The sequence below is a fragment of the Pseudomonas sp. P1_C12 genome, assembly GCF_056406435.1.
In genome coordinates this window covers 34,611-52,565 of record NZ_JBFUAE010000014.1, presented here as the reverse complement: position 1 = coordinate 52,565, position 17,955 = coordinate 34,611, and the positions used below count along the sequence as shown (strand labels likewise).

Annotated in this window: 18 protein-coding genes; 10 read left to right on the top strand and 8 right to left on the bottom strand. The window is 61.6% G+C overall.

The genetic code is table 11. The features are described 5' to 3' along the window. Positions 1-17: 17 nt before the first annotated feature. From AC1D19_RS22095 to AC1D19_RS22065, 7 genes are all read right to left on the bottom strand, one after another. Positions 18-734, bottom strand: a complete 717-nt coding sequence (locus AC1D19_RS22095; RefSeq protein ID WP_477754218.1) for a L,D-transpeptidase family protein — start codon at positions 732-734, stop codon at positions 18-20. After that, positions 731-1,489 (bottom strand): M15 family metallopeptidase, encoded by a 759-nt coding sequence (locus AC1D19_RS22090; protein WP_477764560.1) that lies wholly within the window; start codon positions 1,487-1,489, stop codon positions 731-733. The genes AC1D19_RS22095 and AC1D19_RS22090 overlap by 4 nt, the downstream gene beginning before the upstream one ends. A 33-nt stretch (positions 1,490-1,522) precedes the next feature. Then, positions 1,523-2,512, bottom strand: a complete 990-nt coding sequence (gene lipA / locus AC1D19_RS22085; protein ID WP_477764559.1) for a lipoyl synthase — start codon at positions 2,510-2,512, stop codon at positions 1,523-1,525. A gap of 142 nt (positions 2,513-2,654) precedes the next feature. Then, the gene (glyA, locus tag AC1D19_RS22080; protein WP_477754216.1) at positions 2,655-3,911 is read right to left on the bottom strand and encodes a serine hydroxymethyltransferase; all 1,257 of its coding nucleotides are present in this window, start codon (positions 3,909-3,911) and stop codon (positions 2,655-2,657) included. Positions 3,912-3,942: 31 nt separating this feature from the next. Further along, positions 3,943-4,326, bottom strand: coding sequence for a glycine cleavage system protein GcvH (gcvH, locus tag AC1D19_RS22075; protein ID WP_150725972.1), 384 nt, complete (start codon positions 4,324-4,326; stop codon positions 3,943-3,945). Positions 4,327-4,613: 287 nt separating this feature from the next. Further along, a complete protein-coding gene (locus AC1D19_RS22070) occupies positions 4,614-6,122 on the bottom strand; it encodes a sigma-54-dependent transcriptional regulator (RefSeq protein ID WP_056723748.1) in 1,509 nt (502 codons plus the stop codon). 68 nt (positions 6,123-6,190) lie between these two features. Next, positions 6,191-7,105: a LysR family transcriptional regulator gene (locus AC1D19_RS22065; RefSeq protein ID WP_056723746.1), complete on the bottom strand. Its 915-nt coding sequence runs from the start codon at positions 7,103-7,105 to the stop codon at positions 6,191-6,193. Between the two features lie 151 nt (positions 7,106-7,256). On the opposite strand from AC1D19_RS22065, the gene speB reads away from it, so the two are divergent. The 5 genes from speB to AC1D19_RS22040 all read left to right on the top strand — a co-directional run bounded on the left by speB (position 7,257) and on the right by AC1D19_RS22040 (position 14,043). Further along, positions 7,257-8,258 carry an agmatinase gene (gene speB, locus AC1D19_RS22060; RefSeq protein ID WP_095943760.1) on the top strand — a complete coding sequence of 334 codons (1,002 nt, stop codon included), beginning with the start codon at positions 7,257-7,259 and terminating at the stop codon, positions 8,256-8,258. A 53-nt stretch (positions 8,259-8,311) separates the two neighbouring features. Continuing rightward, complete coding sequence (locus tag AC1D19_RS22055) at positions 8,312-9,823, top strand: aldehyde dehydrogenase family protein (RefSeq protein WP_477764558.1); 1,512 nt, start codon at positions 8,312-8,314, stop codon at positions 9,821-9,823. Positions 9,824-10,153: 330 nt separating this feature from the next. Then, the gene (locus tag AC1D19_RS22050; RefSeq protein WP_477764557.1) at positions 10,154-11,728 is read left to right on the top strand and encodes a purine-cytosine permease family protein; all 1,575 of its coding nucleotides are present in this window, start codon (positions 10,154-10,156) and stop codon (positions 11,726-11,728) included. A gap of 2 nt (positions 11,729-11,730) precedes the next feature. After that, positions 11,731-13,419, top strand: coding sequence for a choline dehydrogenase (gene betA / locus AC1D19_RS22045; protein ID WP_477764556.1), 1,689 nt, complete (start codon positions 11,731-11,733; stop codon positions 13,417-13,419). A 165-nt stretch (positions 13,420-13,584) separates the two neighbouring features. Next, a complete protein-coding gene (locus AC1D19_RS22040) occupies positions 13,585-14,043 on the top strand; it encodes a GNAT family N-acetyltransferase (RefSeq protein ID WP_477764555.1) in 459 nt (152 codons plus the stop codon). A gap of 1 nt (position 14,044) precedes the next feature. Here AC1D19_RS22040 and AC1D19_RS22035 read toward each other — a convergent pair whose 3' ends face one another. Beyond that, complete coding sequence (locus tag AC1D19_RS22035) at positions 14,045-14,362, bottom strand: NIPSNAP family protein (protein WP_477764554.1); 318 nt, start codon at positions 14,360-14,362, stop codon at positions 14,045-14,047. Between the two features lie 230 nt (positions 14,363-14,592). Between AC1D19_RS22035 and AC1D19_RS22030 the strand changes: the two genes are divergently transcribed. The 5 genes from AC1D19_RS22030 to AC1D19_RS22010 all read left to right on the top strand — a co-directional run bounded on the left by AC1D19_RS22030 (position 14,593) and on the right by AC1D19_RS22010 (position 17,792). Beyond that, positions 14,593-15,255: an ATPase gene (locus AC1D19_RS22030; protein WP_477764553.1), complete on the top strand. Its 663-nt coding sequence runs from the start codon at positions 14,593-14,595 to the stop codon at positions 15,253-15,255. A 67-nt stretch (positions 15,256-15,322) separates the two neighbouring features. Continuing rightward, on the top strand, positions 15,323-15,661 hold the full coding sequence (locus AC1D19_RS22025) for a hypothetical protein (protein WP_477764552.1): 339 nt from the start codon (positions 15,323-15,325) through the stop codon (positions 15,659-15,661). Positions 15,662-15,936: 275 nt separating this feature from the next. Then, a complete protein-coding gene (locus tag AC1D19_RS22020; protein WP_477764551.1) occupies positions 15,937-16,866 on the top strand; it encodes a Ppx/GppA phosphatase family protein in 930 nt (309 codons plus the stop codon). Positions 16,867-16,890: 24 nt separating this feature from the next. Further along, complete coding sequence (locus AC1D19_RS22015) at positions 16,891-17,334, top strand: arsenate reductase ArsC (RefSeq protein ID WP_477764550.1); 444 nt, start codon at positions 16,891-16,893, stop codon at positions 17,332-17,334. A gap of 62 nt (positions 17,335-17,396) precedes the next feature. Next, a complete protein-coding gene (locus AC1D19_RS22010) occupies positions 17,397-17,792 on the top strand; it encodes a DUF1801 domain-containing protein (RefSeq protein ID WP_477764549.1) in 396 nt (131 codons plus the stop codon). The last annotated feature ends 163 nt before the right edge of the window (positions 17,793-17,955 follow it).

Below are 17,955 nucleotides of genomic sequence, written 5' to 3'. Positions count from 1 at the left end.
GAGGGGGCCAGCGTTGACTAGCGCTTTGGTAGTTTCCAGCGCTCACGCAACCGTTCGTACTGCGCTTCAGGCAGTTGCACCAGCACCGGGGATTTACTTGGGTTGAGCCAATCGAACAACCGTGCGATGTTCGCCGGGTCCATGGCCGTACAGCCACGGGTCGGCGCCGTGGGGCCGCGCCAGATGTGGAAGAAAATGCACGAGCCGGCGGTGGGAGTGGCCGGGGTGTTGTGCTGGATGAAAATGCCCTGGTGGTACAAGTCATCGCTGCGGCGCATGCGTTCGGAACTGCTCCAGTCCTTGGCAACCACCGAGCCATCGACCAGTTGGTTGTAGCGAGCCGATTGGCTGTCATCCACGCATTCGATGGTCGGTGTCAGCGACAGATAGGGCAGGCGGGTGTCGGCGGAAGGCTCGTAGCCAAATGCCGTACCCAGCTTGAACATTCCAGCCGGTGCCTTGCCGTCGCCTTCCTGTTTGACCGGGCCTTCAGGTTGCCCGGTGTCGAGTTGGCCTTTGCCCCAGCCCATGCCGTTTTTGCCGAGCACCACTGCAAACGGCGCTTCGAACTTTTCAAAGGTCTTGCCGCGCCGTTCATAGCGCTGGGCAGTGGCCTGAACGTCATCCCAGTTTTTGCTGGTGACCACGATCAGTTGGTCGCTGCCGTCGAGTCCCTGGGCCATTGCGGCCAGCGGAAAAAACGTCACCAACAGGGTCTTGAGCAGAATGTTCATGGTGCAAGCGGCGTGATGGGGAAGTCCATGACGTCCGGCTTCTGCGGATTCCCGCTGTACGTGAAGTGCCACCACTCGGCCGAATAACCCACAAAGCCTTCCTTGGTCATGGCACTGGTCAGGCGCTGGCGATTGGCTTTGGCCGTGGCGTTGATCAGCGCCGAGTCGGTGTGGGCCCGCTCATCGAAGCAATCGAAACCGGTGCCCATGTCGAGCGCGCCGTCGTGCCAGCGCTGGCCGTAAGGGGCGGTGCAATCCACTGGCGTGACCGAAGGCGTCCAGGTGTCGGCGAGCAGGGCGTCGGGGCCGGTCAGCGTCAGGTCGACGGTGTTGCCTCGGGAGTGGTTGGACACCCGGGCCACATAACCCAGGCGCCAGAAGTCCTGCTTGTCGACCCGTGGATAGAACTCGGTCTTCAGCGGGTCGCCAGGTTCGGTGGCGAAGCGGCCCATGTCCGCCACCGCGCGCTTGGGTCGATAGCAGTCGAATACCTTCAAGCCGTAGCCTTCGGCTTTCAGTGAGCTTTGCACTCGGGCTAATGCCTTTGCAGCGTCCTCCGACAACAGACACTCCGCCGCCTGATAACCGTCGAGCGGGTGCCCGGTGAAATTGTGCGCGCTGGTGTAGCGGATGTCCTGCTCGATGCCCGGGGCGACGCTGCGCACATACACCATGTGCCCGGGTTTCGCCTCGTCGGCCATGCATGGCGTGGCGAGGCTCAGGCACAGCAGCAACAGACAGGGTGAACGCGACATCGGGAACGGCTCCATGCATGACCAGTCATTCCATCATGGCTTGAAACCGTCCGTACCTCCATGAAGTTGTTGATCGGCGTGATAGGACGAACGCACCAGCGGCCCGGACGCCACGTTCTTGAAGCCCATGCGCGTGCCTTCCTCGGCGAACCAGGCAAAGGTGTCGGGATGCACGAAGCGCTGTACCGGCAAGTGACTGCGGGACGGTTGCAGGTACTGGCCGAGGGTCAGCATGTCGATGTCGTGCTCGCGCATGCGTTGCATGACCTCGATGACTTCCTCGTCGGTTTCGCCCAGGCCCAGCATCAGGCCGGACTTGGTCGGCACATGGGGTACCGCGTGCTTGAATTTTTGCAGCAGGTCCAGCGACCACTCGAAGTCCGAACCCGGCCGCGCGGCCTTGTACAGGCGCGGTACGGTTTCCAGGTTGTGGTTGAACACATCCGGCGGCTCATGGGCGGTGATCGCCAGGGCCACGTCCATGCGTCCGCGATAGTCCGGCACCAGGGTTTCCAGTTGCACGCCGGGCGACAGCTTGCGGATTTCCCGCAGGCAATCGACAAAGTGCCGGGCGCCACCGTCGCGCAAATCGTCGCGATCCACTGAGGTGATCACCACGTATTTCAGGCGCAGTTCGGCGATGGCCACGGCCAGGTTCATTGGCTCGTTGGTGTCCAGAGGTTTGGGGCGGCCATGACCGACATCGCAGAACGGGCAACGGCGGGTGCAGATATCGCCCATGATCATGAAGGTCGCGGTGCCACCGGAGAAACATTCACCGAGGTTGGGGCACGAGGCTTCTTCGCAGACGCTGTGCAGCTTGTGCTTGCGCAACAGTTGCTTGATCCGTTCAACCTCGGGGGAGATCGGCATGCGCACGCGAATCCAGTCGGGTTTGCGCGGGAATTCATCCGTGGGAATGATCTTCACCGGAATCCGCGCGACCTTTTCCGCGCCGCGCAGTTTGGTGCCGACCTCCACTTTGGCCGGGCTGTTGCCGGCCGATTCGACAATGGCATTCATCGTTATTTCCTTGTGCACAGAACCTGTAGGAGCGAGCTTGCTCGCGAAGCACCCAAAGGCACCGCGTTAATCCTGAATGCGCGCGTAATCGTTGGCGACCATCGCGAGCAAGCTCGCTCCTACAGGGGTGTGTGTGGTGTGCTTAGTCGCGGTAGACCGGGAAGTCCGCGCACAGGGCGGCCGCTTGCCGTGCGACATTGGCTTCAATATCGGCATCGCCCAGGTGATCGAGGATGTCGCAGATCCAGCCGGCCAACGCAATGCTCTGCGCTTCCTTGAAGCCACGGCTGGTGATCGCTGGCGTACCGATGCGCAGACCGGACGTCACGAATGGCGATTGCGGATCGTTGGGCACGGCGTTCTTGTTCACGGTGATGCCGGCACGGCCGAGGGCGGCGTCGGCGTCCTTGCCGGTCAGGCCCTGGCGGATCAGGCTGACCAGGAACAGGTGGTTATCCGTGCCGCCGGACACCACGTCGTAACCGCGCTCGATAAACACCTGCGCCATGGCCTGGGCGTTACGGATCACTTGCGCCTGATAGGTCTTGAATGCCGGCTCCAGCGCTTCCTTGAAGCACACGGCCTTGGCGGCGATCACGTGCATCAGTGGGCCACCCTGACCGCCGGGGAACACCGCGGCGTTGAGCTTTTTCTCCAATTCGGGATTGGCCTTGGCCAGAATCAGACCGCCACGCGGGCCGCGCAGGGTCTTGTGCGTGGTGGTGGTGACCACATCGGCGAAGGGCAGCGGGTTCGGGTACAGACCCGTGGCCACCAGACCGGCGACGTGGGCCATGTCGACGAAGAACCAGGCGCCGACCTTGTCGGCGATCTGGCGGAAACGCGGGAAGTCCAGAGTCTTCGAATAGGCCGAGAACCCGGCGATGATCATCTTCGGCTGGTGCTCGACCGCCAGGCGCTCGACTTCGTCGTAGTCGATCAGGCCGGTGCTGGTGTCGATGCCGTACTGCACGGCGTTGTACAGCTTGCCGGAAAAACTCACCTTGGCACCGTGGGTCAGGTGACCGCCGTGGGCCAGGCTCATGCCCAGCACGGTGTCGCCGGCTTGCAGCAGGGCCAGGTAAACCGCGGCGTTGGCCTGGCTGCCGGAGTGCGGCTGGACGTTGGCATAATCGGCGCCGAACAGTTGTTTGGCGCGGTCGATGGCCAGTTGCTCGACCACATCGACGTGCTCGCAGCCGCCGTAGTAACGCTTGCCCGGATACCCTTCGGCGTACTTGTTGGTCAGGCCGCTGCCCTGGGCTTGCATCACCCGTTGGCTGGTGTAGTTTTCCGAGGCGATCAGTTCGATATGGTGTTCCTGCCGCGCATCCTCGGCGTTCATCGCCGCCAGCAGTTCGTCGTCGTAGCCTTTGATCTGGTCGTGCTTGCTGAACATGGTGTGGTCCTTTTGCGGATTCGGGGGGGCTTCAAGCGTCGGCGTGTTCTGCGGTCAGGCGTTCATAGGCGTCTTGATCGAGTAAATCGCTCAACGCCAGGGCATCGACCGGTTTGAAGCGAAAGAACCAGCCTTCGCCCAATGGGTCTTCGTTGACCAGTTCAGGGGTGCTCTCCAGCGTCGCGTTAATCTCGACCACTTCACCGTCCAGCGGCATGCCGATACTGCTGGCGGCTTTCACCGATTCCAGCACCGACACTTCAGCACCTGCATCGAAGGCGCCCAGTTCAGGCACCTGAACGAACACCACATCCCCCAGCGCCTGCTGGGCAAATGCGGTGATACCGACGGTGACCAGGCCATTGCTCTCAAGGCGCAACCATTCGTGATCGACGGTAAAACGCAATTGGCTCATATCAACTCCTTATTGTTTTAAGGCTCGTGGCGGGGCGACGAGCGGGGTTGGAGGAGTGATAGCAAGGGCGGTGCCAATGTTTTTTATTTGTTTTAAATCAACGATTTGAGATTATTTTGTGAAGTGCGAGAGATTTCATCCGTATTGAAATCAATACAGGCAAGCAGGGCTGTGGGCGCAGACGCTGTAAATGCAGGGTGGGAAAGGTTTTGTCTTGATTTCGCTACGCTGTATCGATTTGCAGACGCTGACGTCGCGCAGCTCCTACAAAGAGCCGTGTAATGGCTTCAGGGCTTGGCGGGAATCCCGTACTTGCGCAAGCGAATCGCAATGGCGCTATGGGACGTCTGCAACCGCGCCGCCAACAACCGACTGGACGGGTAGCTGCGATACAGCTGTTCCAGCAGGTTCTTTTCAAAGTCGCCCACAGCCTCTTCCAGGCTGCCGACTTCGCCGTCGTTTTGCCGCTCGACGGCGGTGCGGGCGATGTCGAGGTCATCGATGTCCACCAGCGGATTTTCGCAAATCGCCGCCGCGCGAAAGATCACGTTTTGCAGTTGCCGCACGTTGCCCGGCCAGCGGTTGCCGAGCAGGGCGCTGAAGGTACTTGGTGCCAAACGACACGCCGGTCGCTGGATCTGCGCGCAGGCCTGTTGCATGAAGTGATTGGCCATCAGCAGGATGTCGTGCCCGCGCTCGCGCAGCGGCGGCACCTGCAGGTTGAGCACGTTGAGGCGGTAGAACAGGTCTTCGCGAAAACGCCCTTCGGCGACCATTTTCTCCAGGTCGCGGTGGGTGGCGCTGAGCACCCGCACATTGACCCGGACTTCCTTGTCGCCACCGACCCGGCGGAAGCAGCCATCGCTCAAAAAGCGCAGCAATTTGGCTTGCAGGTACGGCGACATTTCCCCTACTTCATCGAGGAACACCGTGCCCTGATCGGCCAGTTCCAGCAGGCCGAGCTTGCCGCCCCGTTGCGCGCCGGTGAAGGCGCCGGGGGCGTAGCCGAACAACTCGCTCTCGGCCAGGCTCTCCGGCAGCGCCGCACAGTTGAGGGCCAGAAACGGCGCATCGTGCCGTGGGCTGATGGCATGGCAGGCGCGGGCCACCAGTTCCTTGCCGGTGCCGGTTTCACCCTGGATCAGCAACGGCGCGTCGAGGGCCGCCACCCGTTGGGCGCGGGCCTTGAGCGCACGGATCGGCGGCGATTCGCCGAGCAGCGCATCGAAGCCTTCGGCATGGTCATGGTGCAGCGCCGACAGGCGTTCGCCAATGCGATTGGGTTGATACAGGGTGAGCAGGGCGCCGGCGTCGGTGATCGGCATCGCGTCGAGGAGCAGCGTCTGGCCACCGAGGCTGACTTCGTGCATCGGCAGGCGGAAATGCTGAGCGATCAAGGTGCGCTGCAAATCGGCATCGTCGAACAGCGCGGTCAGCGATTCACCGGCCGGTTCGCGTCCGCACAGAGCGATCAGCGCCGGGTTGGCCAGCAACACGTGACCTCGGTCATCCACCGCCAGCACGGGGTCGGAACTGGCTGCCAGCAACGCGTCCAGTTGCAGGCGCCGACGCTGGCCGGGAAGGATGTCGACCATGGTCACTGCCTGCACGCCGCGCACATCAAAAAGGGCTTCGCGCAATTCTTCGAGCACCTCGGCGCCCAGGGTCGGCGCATCGATGTAGACGTTCGGCGGCACCATCTCCACGGCGTCCAGGTTGAAACTGCGACCACCGAGCAGGGCCAGCACTTCCTGGGTGATGCCGACGCGGTCGATGAAGGTGACGTGGATGCGCATGACGGGCCTGCAAGGTTGGCGAACCGAATCAGTATGCCCGGCAAAATTTGAATTTGGCGAGTGTCACATCACGGCTGTCCGGTTTTACGGGCGCTGGCGGCCAGGTCTTCAAGGAACGCCTGGAGGATCGGTGGCGGTGCCGTGCCGCGTCGGGTGATCACGTCGAACGGCGATTTCAAACGCAGACTCCCGGGGGCCAACTGGTGCATCTCACCGCTCTTGACCCACTGGGCGGCGAAGTGCTCAGGCAGAAAGCCCAGGTAGGCACCGGAAATGATCAGGATCGCCGTGGCTTCGATGTTGTCCACGGTGGCGGCCGCCTTGCTCACGCCGAGGTGTTCGAGGTCGTATTGCTGCATGTAGCCGCGCACGACGATCCGCCCGGCAGCGACTTCTTCGAGCAGTTCCTCACCTTCGGCGTGGCTGCCGTACAAGGGGTGACGCCGCCCGCAATACAAGCCCAGGGCTTCCTGGTACAGCGGCGATTGCAGCAACCCCGGCACATGGATCGGGAAGTGCCCGATGGCGAGATGAAGGCGACCGTCGAGCACCCGTTCTTCGAGTTCCGCCGGGGTGCCGACGTACACGTTCAGGTGCACGTCATGCCCGCGGGAGACGAAGCGCTGGGTGGTACGCGGGATCGGCGAGTCCGGGTCGGTGATCGTGGTGTCGATGATCCCCAGGTTGAGCTTGCCGCTGATGTGCTGCTTGAGCACGTCGGCGTCCATGCAGAAGTTTTCCACCGCCGACAGCAGGCGCTGGGTGGCTTCATGAATCGCCACCCCTTGTTCGGTCAGGCGGAAGCCACTGCGCCCGCGCTGGCAGAGTTTGACCCCGAGGCGGGTTTCCAGGTGGGTCATCTGTTCGCTGATGGTCGACTGACCGGCATTGAGCGCCGCCTGCGCGGCCGAGAACCCCCCGCAGCGCACAATCGTGGCAAACACCCTGAGCAGTTTCAGGTCGACATCGTGCAGCTGGATCATCTTGGACCTCCGGCCTGTGGATGCATCGGGAATGCCGATATGAGTATCTGATGTTTAGCATTTTTTCCACGAAAACCTGCGCCCATAGTCTTTCCAACGGCGGTCGCCTTGCAGTCCGCCAGGCCGATAACAAGAAGTGGAGAGGCTAGAAATGTCGAACAACGGTTATGAATCCGGTCGCCTGAACCTGCCATTCGTAGGTCATTGCACCTTTGGCAAATCCCCGGTGTGCACCGATTGGGATGCACTGGATGCCGACGTCGCGGTGCTCGGCGTGCCCAACGACATGGGCACCCAGTGGCGCTCCGGCGCACGCTTCGGACCACGCGGGATTCGCGAAGCATCGACGCTGTTTTCCTTCGGCCACGCCGGCGCCTACGACCACGAAGATGACGTGATGTACCTCACCGCATCGGACGTGCGCATGGTCGACGTCGGTGATGCCGACATCGTCCACACCGACATGGTCACCAGCAACAAGAACACCGAATACGCCGTGCGCAAGATCCTCGATGCCGGCGTGATGCCGGTGGTGCTCGGCGGCGATCACTCGGTGCACGCGCCAGTGATCAAGGCCTTCGAAGGCCGCGGCCCGATCCACATCATTCACTTCGATGCGCACCTGGACTTCGTCGACGAACGCCACGGTGTGCGCTACGGCCACGGCAACCCGCTGCGCCGCGCTTCGGAAATGAACCACATTGTCGGCATGACCCAGATGGGCATCCGCAACGTGTCGTCGTCCAACCGCGACGACTACGAAGCGGCCCACGAAGCCGGCTCGAAAATCCTCTCGGTGCGCGATGTGCGCCGCCTCGGTGTCGAGGGTGTGCTGGCGCTGATCCCGCAGAACATCAACTACTACATCACCATCGACATCGACGGTTTCGACCCGTCCATCGCCCCTGGCACCGGCACCCCGAGCCACGGCGGCTTCCTCTACTACGAAGTGCTGGAAATCATCCAGGCCCTGGCCAAGCGCAGCAAAGGCAACATCGTCGGCATGGACCTGGTGGAAGTGGCACCGGTCTACGACCCGACCGGCATGACCTCGATCCTGGCCGCGCAACTGCTGCTCAACAGCATCGGTTTCATCTTCCACGAGCGTGGCAAGGTGCGGGCAGCCGCCGAGAGCGAAGCCGCATCAGCCTGATCATCGAAACCAGTGACCCGGCAGGCTCTGACTGCCGGGCAGAGAGAACAAAAATGGACACGATCGTCAAAAGTTACCTGCAGAAATTCGGCGTCAGCGAAGCCACTCAGACCTTCCTTAGCAAGGTCCAGAAAATGTTCATCGGCGGTGCCTGGGTCGAAGCCAGCGACGGCCAGACTTCCGATGTGATCGAACCTTCGACTGAAGGCCTGATCACCCGCATTCCCATGGGCACCACCGATGACCTGGACCGCGCCGTGCAAGCCGCACGCGCGCAGTTCGACGGCGGCGCCTGGCGCCAGGCCAAACCGGCCGAGCGCGAGCGCATGATGCAGCGCCTGGCTGACCTGATCGAACAGAACGCCGCCGAGCTGGCTGAAATCGAATCCATCGACATGGGCAAGTCCGTGGCCTTCGCCAAGGACGTGGACATCCAGGGCACCGTCGATACCCTGCGTTACTTCGCCGGCTGGGCCACCAAGCTGCACGGCCGTACCGTCGAGCCTTCGCTGCCGGGCAATTACCTGGCCTATACCCGCAAGGAAGCGGTGGGCGTAGTCGGCGCCATCGTGCCGTGGAACTTCCCGCTGCAAACCATGGCCTGGAAGCTCGGCGCGGCGCTGGCGACCGGTTGCACCGTGGTGGTCAAGCCTGCCGAACTGACTTCGTTGTCGGCCCTGCGTTTCGCTGAACTGGTGCAGGAAGCGGGCATTCCCGACGGCGTGATCAACATCGTCACCGGGCGCGGCAGCGTGGTCGGTGCGGCCATGGCCACCCACCCGGGCATCGACAAACTGACCTTCACCGGTTCTACCCCGGTCGGCCAGACTGTCGGCCGCGCAGCGCTGGATGACATGAAGCGCCTGACCCTCGAACTCGGTGGTAAATCACCGGTCATCGTCTGCGCCGACGCCGACATCCCGGCCGCCGCCCAAGCGGTCGCCAATGGCGTGTTTTTCAACTCCGGGCAGGTATGCGACGCCGGTACACGGGCCTATATTCATAGCAGTGTCTACGACGAATTCCTGCGTGAGCTGATCGCCTACACGCGCACCTTGAAAATGGCCCCGGGCCTGGATCCTGATTGCTTCATCGGCCCGCTGGTTTCTGCCCTGCAAAAGCAGCGCGTGACCGAGTACATCGAAACCGGCAAGGCTGAAGGCGCCGAACTGGTCTACGGCGGCCAACCGGTCGATGGCCCTGGCTTCTTCGTCGAGCCGACCATCTTCGCCAACTGCCGCAATGACATGCGCATCGTCCAGGAAGAAATCTTCGGCCCGGTGCTGGTCACCGCACCGTTCGACGATGAAGAAGACGCACTGGCCCTGGCCAATGACTCGCCCTACGGCCTGGCGGCGGCACTGTATTCCAACGACCTGGGCAAGGTGCACAGCCTGATTCCACGCTTGAAAGCAGGCTCGGTCTACGTCAACGCCCACGGCACCCTCGATCCGTCGATGCCGTTCGGTGGCTACAAACAGTCCGGTTTCGGCAAGGATCTGGGCGCCGAGCAGCTCGATTACCTGCTCGAAACCAAGGCGGTGTGGATCACGCTGCCAAGCTGACGCCACCCCTTTGTAGGAGCGAGCTTGCTCGCGAAGGTCGTTAACGAAAACGCGTGCTTGCCGGTTAAACGCGGCGCTCTTGAGACCATCGCGAGCAGGCTCGCTCCTACAGTCCTGTACGGTTCCAGCAACAACGCCAGGTAGGCACGCGTGAGCTCAGCCCTTGTAGGAGCGAGCTCGCTCGCGAAAGACGTCAGAGCGCCGCGCTCACCCAGGCAGCCCTCGTCATCGTTAACGTTTTTTCGCGAGCAGGCTCGCTCCCACAGGGGAGTCGTTCACCCGAAAGAACGCGGTTATCTCGTCATGATCTTCCAACAATAAGAGTCCATCATGAACACTAACGCCAAGTCCGCCACGAGCGTGTCCAGCCTCGACGAAAAATCCGTCGTCGAGGGGCATTCGATTGACTTCATCCCCGAGAACGAGCGCACTGACAAGCTGGCCAGTCAGGGCCCGTTCTGGTTCCTCGGCAATTTCACCTTCTTCACCATGACCATCGGCTTCGTTGGCCCAAGCGTCGGCCTGACCGCGCTGTGGACTACGCTCGCCGGTACGCTGGGCATCATGTTCGGCACACTGTTCATGGCGTTTCACGGCTCCCAGGGCCCGCACCTTGGCCTGCCGCAGATGATCCAGTCCCGCGCGCAGTTCGGCTATCGCGGGGTGATTTTGGTACTGCTCGCAACGCTGTTCGTGTTCGCCGGCTTCAACATCGTCAACCTGGTGCTGATGATGCAGGGGCTGCATACGCTATTCGGGTTCAACCCGGCGGTGATCGCGGTGGCGGTGACCATACCGGCGGCGGTGCTGGCGATTCTCGGCCATGACTGGATGCACCGCAGCTTCAAATGGGCGCTGTACCTGTCGTTGCCGCTGTATGGCCTGGTGACCGTGGCGGTGGTGATGGGCTGGGTGCCGGATGCAGTGCTGCCGGCGCTAGCGGAGGGCGAAGTGGCCCGGGAGCCGCTGGGTTTCAACTGGACCGGTTTCATCGCGCAGTTTGCGGCGGCCGCCAGCTACAACATCGCCTATGCGCCTTATGTGTCGGACTACTCGCGCTACCTGCCGAAAAACACCTCCAGCGGCAAGTTGATCGCTGTGGTGTTCCTCGGGGCTTCGCTGTCTGGCGCGTGGATGATTTCCGTGGGTGGCTGGCTGGCCGATCACCTGCACTCCACAGACGTGCTGGTGGCCCTGGGGCAAGTCGGCAACACCGTGTCGCCGCTGGTGGGCACGGCGGTGGTGATCGTCACCATCCTGGCGTTCCTGCCGGTGATCGCGATGAACATCTACAGCGCCAAACTGACCACGCTGACCTGCGTCGATTCGATCAAGCACATCGAACCCACCCGCAAGGCGCGCATCCTGGCCATCGGCTTCGTGATCCTGCTGCAGCTGGGCGTGGCCCTGAGCATCCAGAGTTCCGGCAAAGGCCTGTCGGTGCTGGGGATCTACCTGGTGGTGATGCTGTATTTCCTGGTGCCCTGGACCTCGGTCAACCTCACCGACTACTTCTTCGTGCGCAAGGGCCGCTACGCCATCCCGCACTTCTTCATGCCCCACGGCAACATCTACGGCAGCTGGGGCCTGCGCGGTATCGCCGCCTATGCCATCGGTTTTATCTCGATGATCCCGTTCTTCTACATCTTCGACGGCGTTGAACAGCGCGAGGTGTATGTCGGCCCGCTCGCCAAGGCGCTGGGCAGCATCGACATCGCCTGGCTGGTCGGGCTGATCGTGTCGGGCCTGGCGTACTACTGGCTGAGCCGCTCGATCGATCTGAAACGCGAAGAAGCGGTGATCCAGCAGATCGAGAAAACCTCCCCGCAATACACCACCGGCGACACGCTGACCCACAAACAGCAGCCACTGCCGGTATTCACTGAATCGACGGTCGGGAGATGACCATGGCTACGCAAAAATACGACTACATCATCATTGGCGCAGGCTCGGCAGGTTGTGTGTTGGCCAACCGTCTGAGCGAAGACCCGGCCACCTCGGTGCTGGTCCTGGAATTCGGCGGCAGTGACAAGAGCGTAGTGATCCAGATGCCGAGCGCATTCTCGATCCCGATGAACACCAAGAAGTACAACTGGCGCTACGAAACCGAGCCGGAGACCCACCTCAACGGCCGACGCATTCACTGCCCACGGGGCAAGGTGCTGGGCGGTTCGTCGTCGATCAACGGCCTGGTGTACATCCGTGGCCACGCGCTGGACTTTGACGAGTGGGAATCCCTGGGTGCCGAAGGCTGGGGTTATCGCAACTGCCTGCCGTACTTCAAGCGCGCCGAAAGCTATGAGTCGGGTGGCGACAGCTATCGCGGGCAAACCGGGCCGCTGCACACCACCAACGGCAACCACATGAAAAACCCGCTGTACGGTGCCTGGGTCGAAGCCGGTGCGGAGGCGGGCTACATCAAGACCGAAGACTGCAACGGCTACATGCAGGAAGGTTTCGGCGCCATGCACATGACCGTGAAGAACGGCGTGCGCTGCTCCACGGCCAACGCCTATCTGCGCCCGGCCATGGGCCGTCCGAACCTGACGGTGATCACCCACGCGATGACGCGCCAGATCATTCTTGAAGGCAAGCGCGCGGTGGGGGTCATGTATGACCACGGTGGCCAGACCCACCAGGTGTATTGCAATCGCGAAGTGCTGATCTCGTCCGGGCCAATCGGCTCGCCGCACCTGCTGCAACGCTCGGGCATCGGCCCGGCGGACGTCCTGCGCAAGGCCGGGATCGGCGTAAGCCATGATCTGCCGGGAGTAGGGGAGAACCTGCAGGATCACGCCGAGGTGTACATCCAGTTCGGCTGCAAGGAACCGGTGACCCTCAACAGCAAGATGGACCCGCTGAGCAAGCTGATGATCGGTCTGCGCTGGCTGCTGTTCAAGGACGGCCTGGGCGCCACCAACCACTTCGAAGCCGGTGGTTTCATCCGCTCCGAGAAGGGCCTGCGCTGGCCGGACATCCAGTTTCACTTCCTGCCGGCGGCGATGCGCTACGACGGCAACAAACCGATCAAGGGCCATGGCTTCATGGTGCTCACCGGGCCGAACAAACCGAAAAGTCGTGGTTATGTGCGGGTGCGCTCGGCGGATCCGTACGAGCATCCGGAAATCCGCTTCAACTACCTTGAGCGGGAAGAGGACCGCGAAGGCTTCCGCCGCTGCATTCGCCTGACCCGCGAGATCATCGGCCAGAAAGCCATGGACCGCTTCCGAGACGGCGAAATCGCCCCGGGCGCGCAGGTGACCAGCGATGAAGACCTCGACGCCTTCGTGCGCGACAACCTGGAAAGCACCTACCATCCCTGCGGTTCGTGCCGCATGGGCGAGGACGACATGGCGGTGGTCGATTCCGAGCTGCGCGTGCGCGGTATCGCCGGTCTGCGGGTGATCGATTCGTCGGTGTTCCCGACCGAGCCGAACGGCAACCTCAATGCACCGACCATCATGCTCGCCGAGCGCGCCTCGGATCTGGTGCGTGGCGTGAAGATGCTGCCGGCGTCGGATGTGCCGGTGGGTCTGGTCGAGGGCTGGGAGAGCAGCCAACGTACTTCGTTGCCGGGTCGGAACGTGCGGGTCTGATCCAAAAGCAAAGATCGCAGCCTGCGGCAGCTCCTACAGGGAAACACATTCCAATGTAGGAGCTGCCGCAGGCTGCGATCTTTTGATCTTGCCTGGAAAAATATCCCTTCCTAATCCACACCATTGCTAGTCTGTAATTCCTCGAGACCGCAATGGAGCACCCTCATGGCTATTCAGGCCCTGCGCGCCGACGCATCGCACATCGACCAGATCGCCCCCTTGTTTGACGCCTACCGGATGTTCTACAAGCAGCCGTCGAACCTTGCGCAATCGCGCGCCTTCATCGCTGAGCGACTCGCCCGGGATGAATCGGTGATTTTTCTTGCCCGGGACCCCGGCGGTGAAAACCTCGGCTTCGTCCAACTGTTCCCGACTTTTTCCTCTATCGACGCCCATCGCACCTGGCTGCTTGGTGATCTGTTCACCACGCCCGCCGCCCGGGGCAAAGGGGTCGGTAAGTTGCTGATGAACACCGCCCGGGATTTTGCGAAGCTGGCCGGCGGCAAAGGCATGACCCTGGAAACCGCCACCGACAACTTCACTGCCCAACGCCTGTATGAATCCCTGGGCTGGGTGCGCGACCCCGGTTACTACACCTATTGCCTGGATCTGAAAAAAGTCTGACTCAGCGATCCTGTTCGCCAAATACCGGGCGCATGAATGAACGCTCGTAGCTGAAGATGAACTTCCTCTCTTCGGCGTACTTGAACGCCGCGATGCACTCCGGATCGTTCATCGACTGCTGCCGGTAATGTTCGTACGCCGCCAGGCTGGGGAAGGTGAACAGCGCCAGGGCGATGTTGTTGGCGCCCTCCGACGGCAAAAAGTAGCCGTGGTGCTGGCCGCCGAACTTTTCCACCAAGGGAATCCACAACTTGCCGTAGTGCTCGAACGCTTCGAGCTGGTAGGGATCGAGCACGTATTTCAGGTAGCAGGTCACCATTGTTTCGTTCCTTGATCAGGTTTTGAGGGCAGTCGCCACTGTAATCAACCGTGGGCGCCCGGCACAGCCGCTTGTTCGACATTGACCGGTAACTTTGCGCCAGAGGCATGCGCTGGCGTCGCCGCACTATTGGTTCAGTCAATAGTCACCATCAAGAATCGCAAGTTCTGTTTTTTGCGCAAAGGCGGAAAATTGCCTGCATTGAACACGCTGCTCAAGGAACCTGCGCGATGAAAATCTTGACCCGACTGGCTGTGATTGCCCTGTTGCTGGGCAGTGTTGCATCCACCGCATCGGCCTACGCCGAGGACGCACGCGCCTGCCATCTGCCGCCCATAACCGGGAGCCAGGGCGGGTTGCAATACGGACAGACGGTCGGGGTGCTCTACAGCGAGAACACCGTGGAAAACCTGCAATACCTTGCGCAATACCACTCGGTGGCCGTGAATGGTGCGAAAAACGCACTGGATGCGCGGATTCGCCAAGCCTTCGTCAACAGCTCCGATCCGGACCTGGCCATCGACTGGCTGATGAGTTCGCTGCACCACACCTTTGTGTCGGTGACGGTCTACGACAACCTCGAAGCCCTGGTGCAGGCCCACCCGGACGTGGTGGTGATGCTCGATACCCACAACCAGTTGCTGACCCAGCGTAACGATCGGGTTGAGGCGCGTTTCGCCGCGCGGTTCTACGACGCCAACCTGCAGTACATCGGCAAGGCCGAAGGCGCGGTGGAAAAACAACTGCCGTCGGTGTGGGTGCATGACAAGGCCGCACCCGAGATCGCCGCACAAATCGAACAACAACGCGACCTGCAACTAAGTGCATTGAAACAGTTCGATGTGTCGTTGAAGGCGCTGGTAACCGCCGGATTAACCGCAGCAACCAATTAACAAGCCCGACGTCCGTTGAACGGCGGGCAACCCAATCCATCGTCGATTTCTTTTCAGGACCTGATTCATGCGCACTTTTTTTGCCCCGACCCTGGCCTTCGCTTCGCTGCTGCTGGCCGGTTGTGCCACGCCGAACGATCCGACGCTGACCTTGCAGACCAGCAAGTCGCCCGAGGAGTACACCCATTGCGTGGTGCCGAAGTTGCAGCACGATGCGCTGGTGCCCACGGTATCGCAGACCCAGCGCAGCTACCGGATCGTCGTCCCGAGCAAAGTGGCGGCGGACAATGTGCTTGAAACCTACAAAGCCTCGAATGGCGGCAAGGTGTTCCTGTACGAGCGCAAGCTGCTGGCCTCGGCGTTCGTGCCGTCGACGTTCGAGCGTGCGGCGCAGGAGTGTCTGTAAGCAGAATTTCAGGCAAAAAAAAGCCACCAGAATTGGCAGCAGAAAAGTAAAGCACGCATTGAATGACTTGATTATGCCGCCCGGTTCATGACGATTCGATGACGGTTTGATGGCCATTCATCCGGATGCCGCAAATCCTGCCACTTGTGGTGTGGGTCAGATCTCCAGGCGGTGTCATCTGGGTGTCATCGAAGCAATGGCAAGATCCTCGCAATCCGTCTTGAGTGCCCGACGGCCGCCAGTCCGCCGGCAGATGAATGTGCAAGGAACCCCCTATGAAAGACGCCCCGCTGTTTGCCGCCATCGACCTGGGTTCCAATGCGTTTCGCCTGATGATTGGCCAGTCGGTAAGACGGAACCAGCAGATGGTCATCCAGGAAGTGAAAACCCTGCGTGAACCGGTACGTCTGGCCGAAGGCCTGCAGGGTGGGGCACTCGATGAGTTGGCGCTGGACCGTGGCTGGCAGGCGCTGGCGCGGTTCGGCAAAAAGTTGCGCGGCTTCGAGGCCGGGCGCGTGCGGGCGGTGGCCACCAGTGCCGTGCGCGAAGCGGACAACGCGCCGCTGTTCCTGGCCAGTGCCGAGCGCCACCTGGGCTTTCGCATCGACGTCATTTCCGGTCACGAAGAGGCGCAACTGGTTTACGCCGGCGTGGCCCACACCTTGCCGGCGCAAAGCACACGGCTGGTGGTGGACATCGGCGGTGGCTCCACGGAAATGATCATTGGCCGTGGCGACCAATTGCTGGTCACCGAGAGCATTGCCATCGGCAGCGGCACCTTCGGTGCGCATTATTTCCACGGCGGGCGGATCATGGCCGAAGCGCTGCTGGAGGCCGAACGCGCGGCCACCGTGCAGTTCGAGCGCATTGCCCGCCGTTACCGCGCCATGGGCTGGCAGCAGGCGATCGGTTCTTCCGGGACGGCGCGGATGCTGGCCAAGGTGCTCAAGGCCAATGGCTTGAATGATGACGACCAGAGCGGCATCACCTACGGTGGCCTGTTGCGCCTGTCGTTGCGCCTGCTGGAAGTCAAACATGTGAAACACCTCAAGCTGGCGGGGTTGCCCACCCATCGCCTGAGCATTTTGCCCGGCGGCCTGGTGTTGATGCTGGCAGCGTTCAAGGTGTTTGGCATCACGCATATGATTGCGTCGGAACCGGGTTTGCGGTTCGGCGTGCTGCATGGATTGATGAGCAAACACTGAAACCCTGCCAGCCGAGGTAACCCCATGACCGACCCACGTCGCGTGCTGTTCGTCTGCGCCAGAAACGATGTCCGCTCACTCATGGCCGAAGCCCTGCTGCGCCATACCGATCCTGCCGATTTCCAGGCCTTCAGCGCCGGGCTTGAGGCCACCGGGATCGATCCACGCACCTTCGAATCCCTCGATCACATCGGCGTCGATGCCAGCGGTCTGCGCAGCAAGTCCCTCGAAGATTTCGAAGGTCAGGCGTTCGACTACGTCATCACCCTGTGCGACAAGTCCTCCGAAGAGGTCTCGCGCATACCGTTTACCGGTGAAGTGATGGTCTGGAGCTTCGAAGACCCGACCACCAGCGAAAGACACGACCCATTCCGTCATACCCTCCAGGAAATCGGCGACCGCATCAAAATGTTTGTCACCGTGAAAACCCGCCCCGTGCCCCAGGCGCCGTCAGTCAGCGATTCCTGAAAACTTTGGAGCACCGTCTACCCTCATCGGTCACAACCATCTTGATGAGGGTCGAAACGGTGATGAAAACGGACAAGGTTGACCCAAACGAAGCTTCGGCGCTGATCGACGAGCGAATCCGGGAGCTGGCCGACTGGCGCGGCGAAACCCTGGCCCACGTCCGCCAGATCATCCGCCAGGCCGACCCCGAAGTGATCGAAGAGTGGAAGTGGCGCGGCGTGCCGGTGTGGTCCCATGCCGGCATCATCTGCACCGGCGAGACCTACAAGCAGGTGGTGAAGATGACCTTCGCCAAGGGCGCTTCACTGGACGATCCGTCGAAGTTGTTCAACTCAAGCCTGGAAGGCAATACCCGGCGTGCCATCGATATCCACGAGGGCGAGCAGATCGATGAAAAGGCGCTGAAAGCGTTGATTCAGGCAGCCGTGGCGCTCAATACATCTCGCACCAAAAAATAAACCAGTGCGCATAACCCCTGTAGGAGCTGGCTTGCCAGCGAAGAGACCATCACATCCAGCAGAGAAGGTGACTGATCCATCGCATTCGTCGGAACGCCGCCCGGAGCAAGCCCGCTCCTACAGAATGCACAGGGCTGGCGGACATGTTCCAATAGCGAGCACT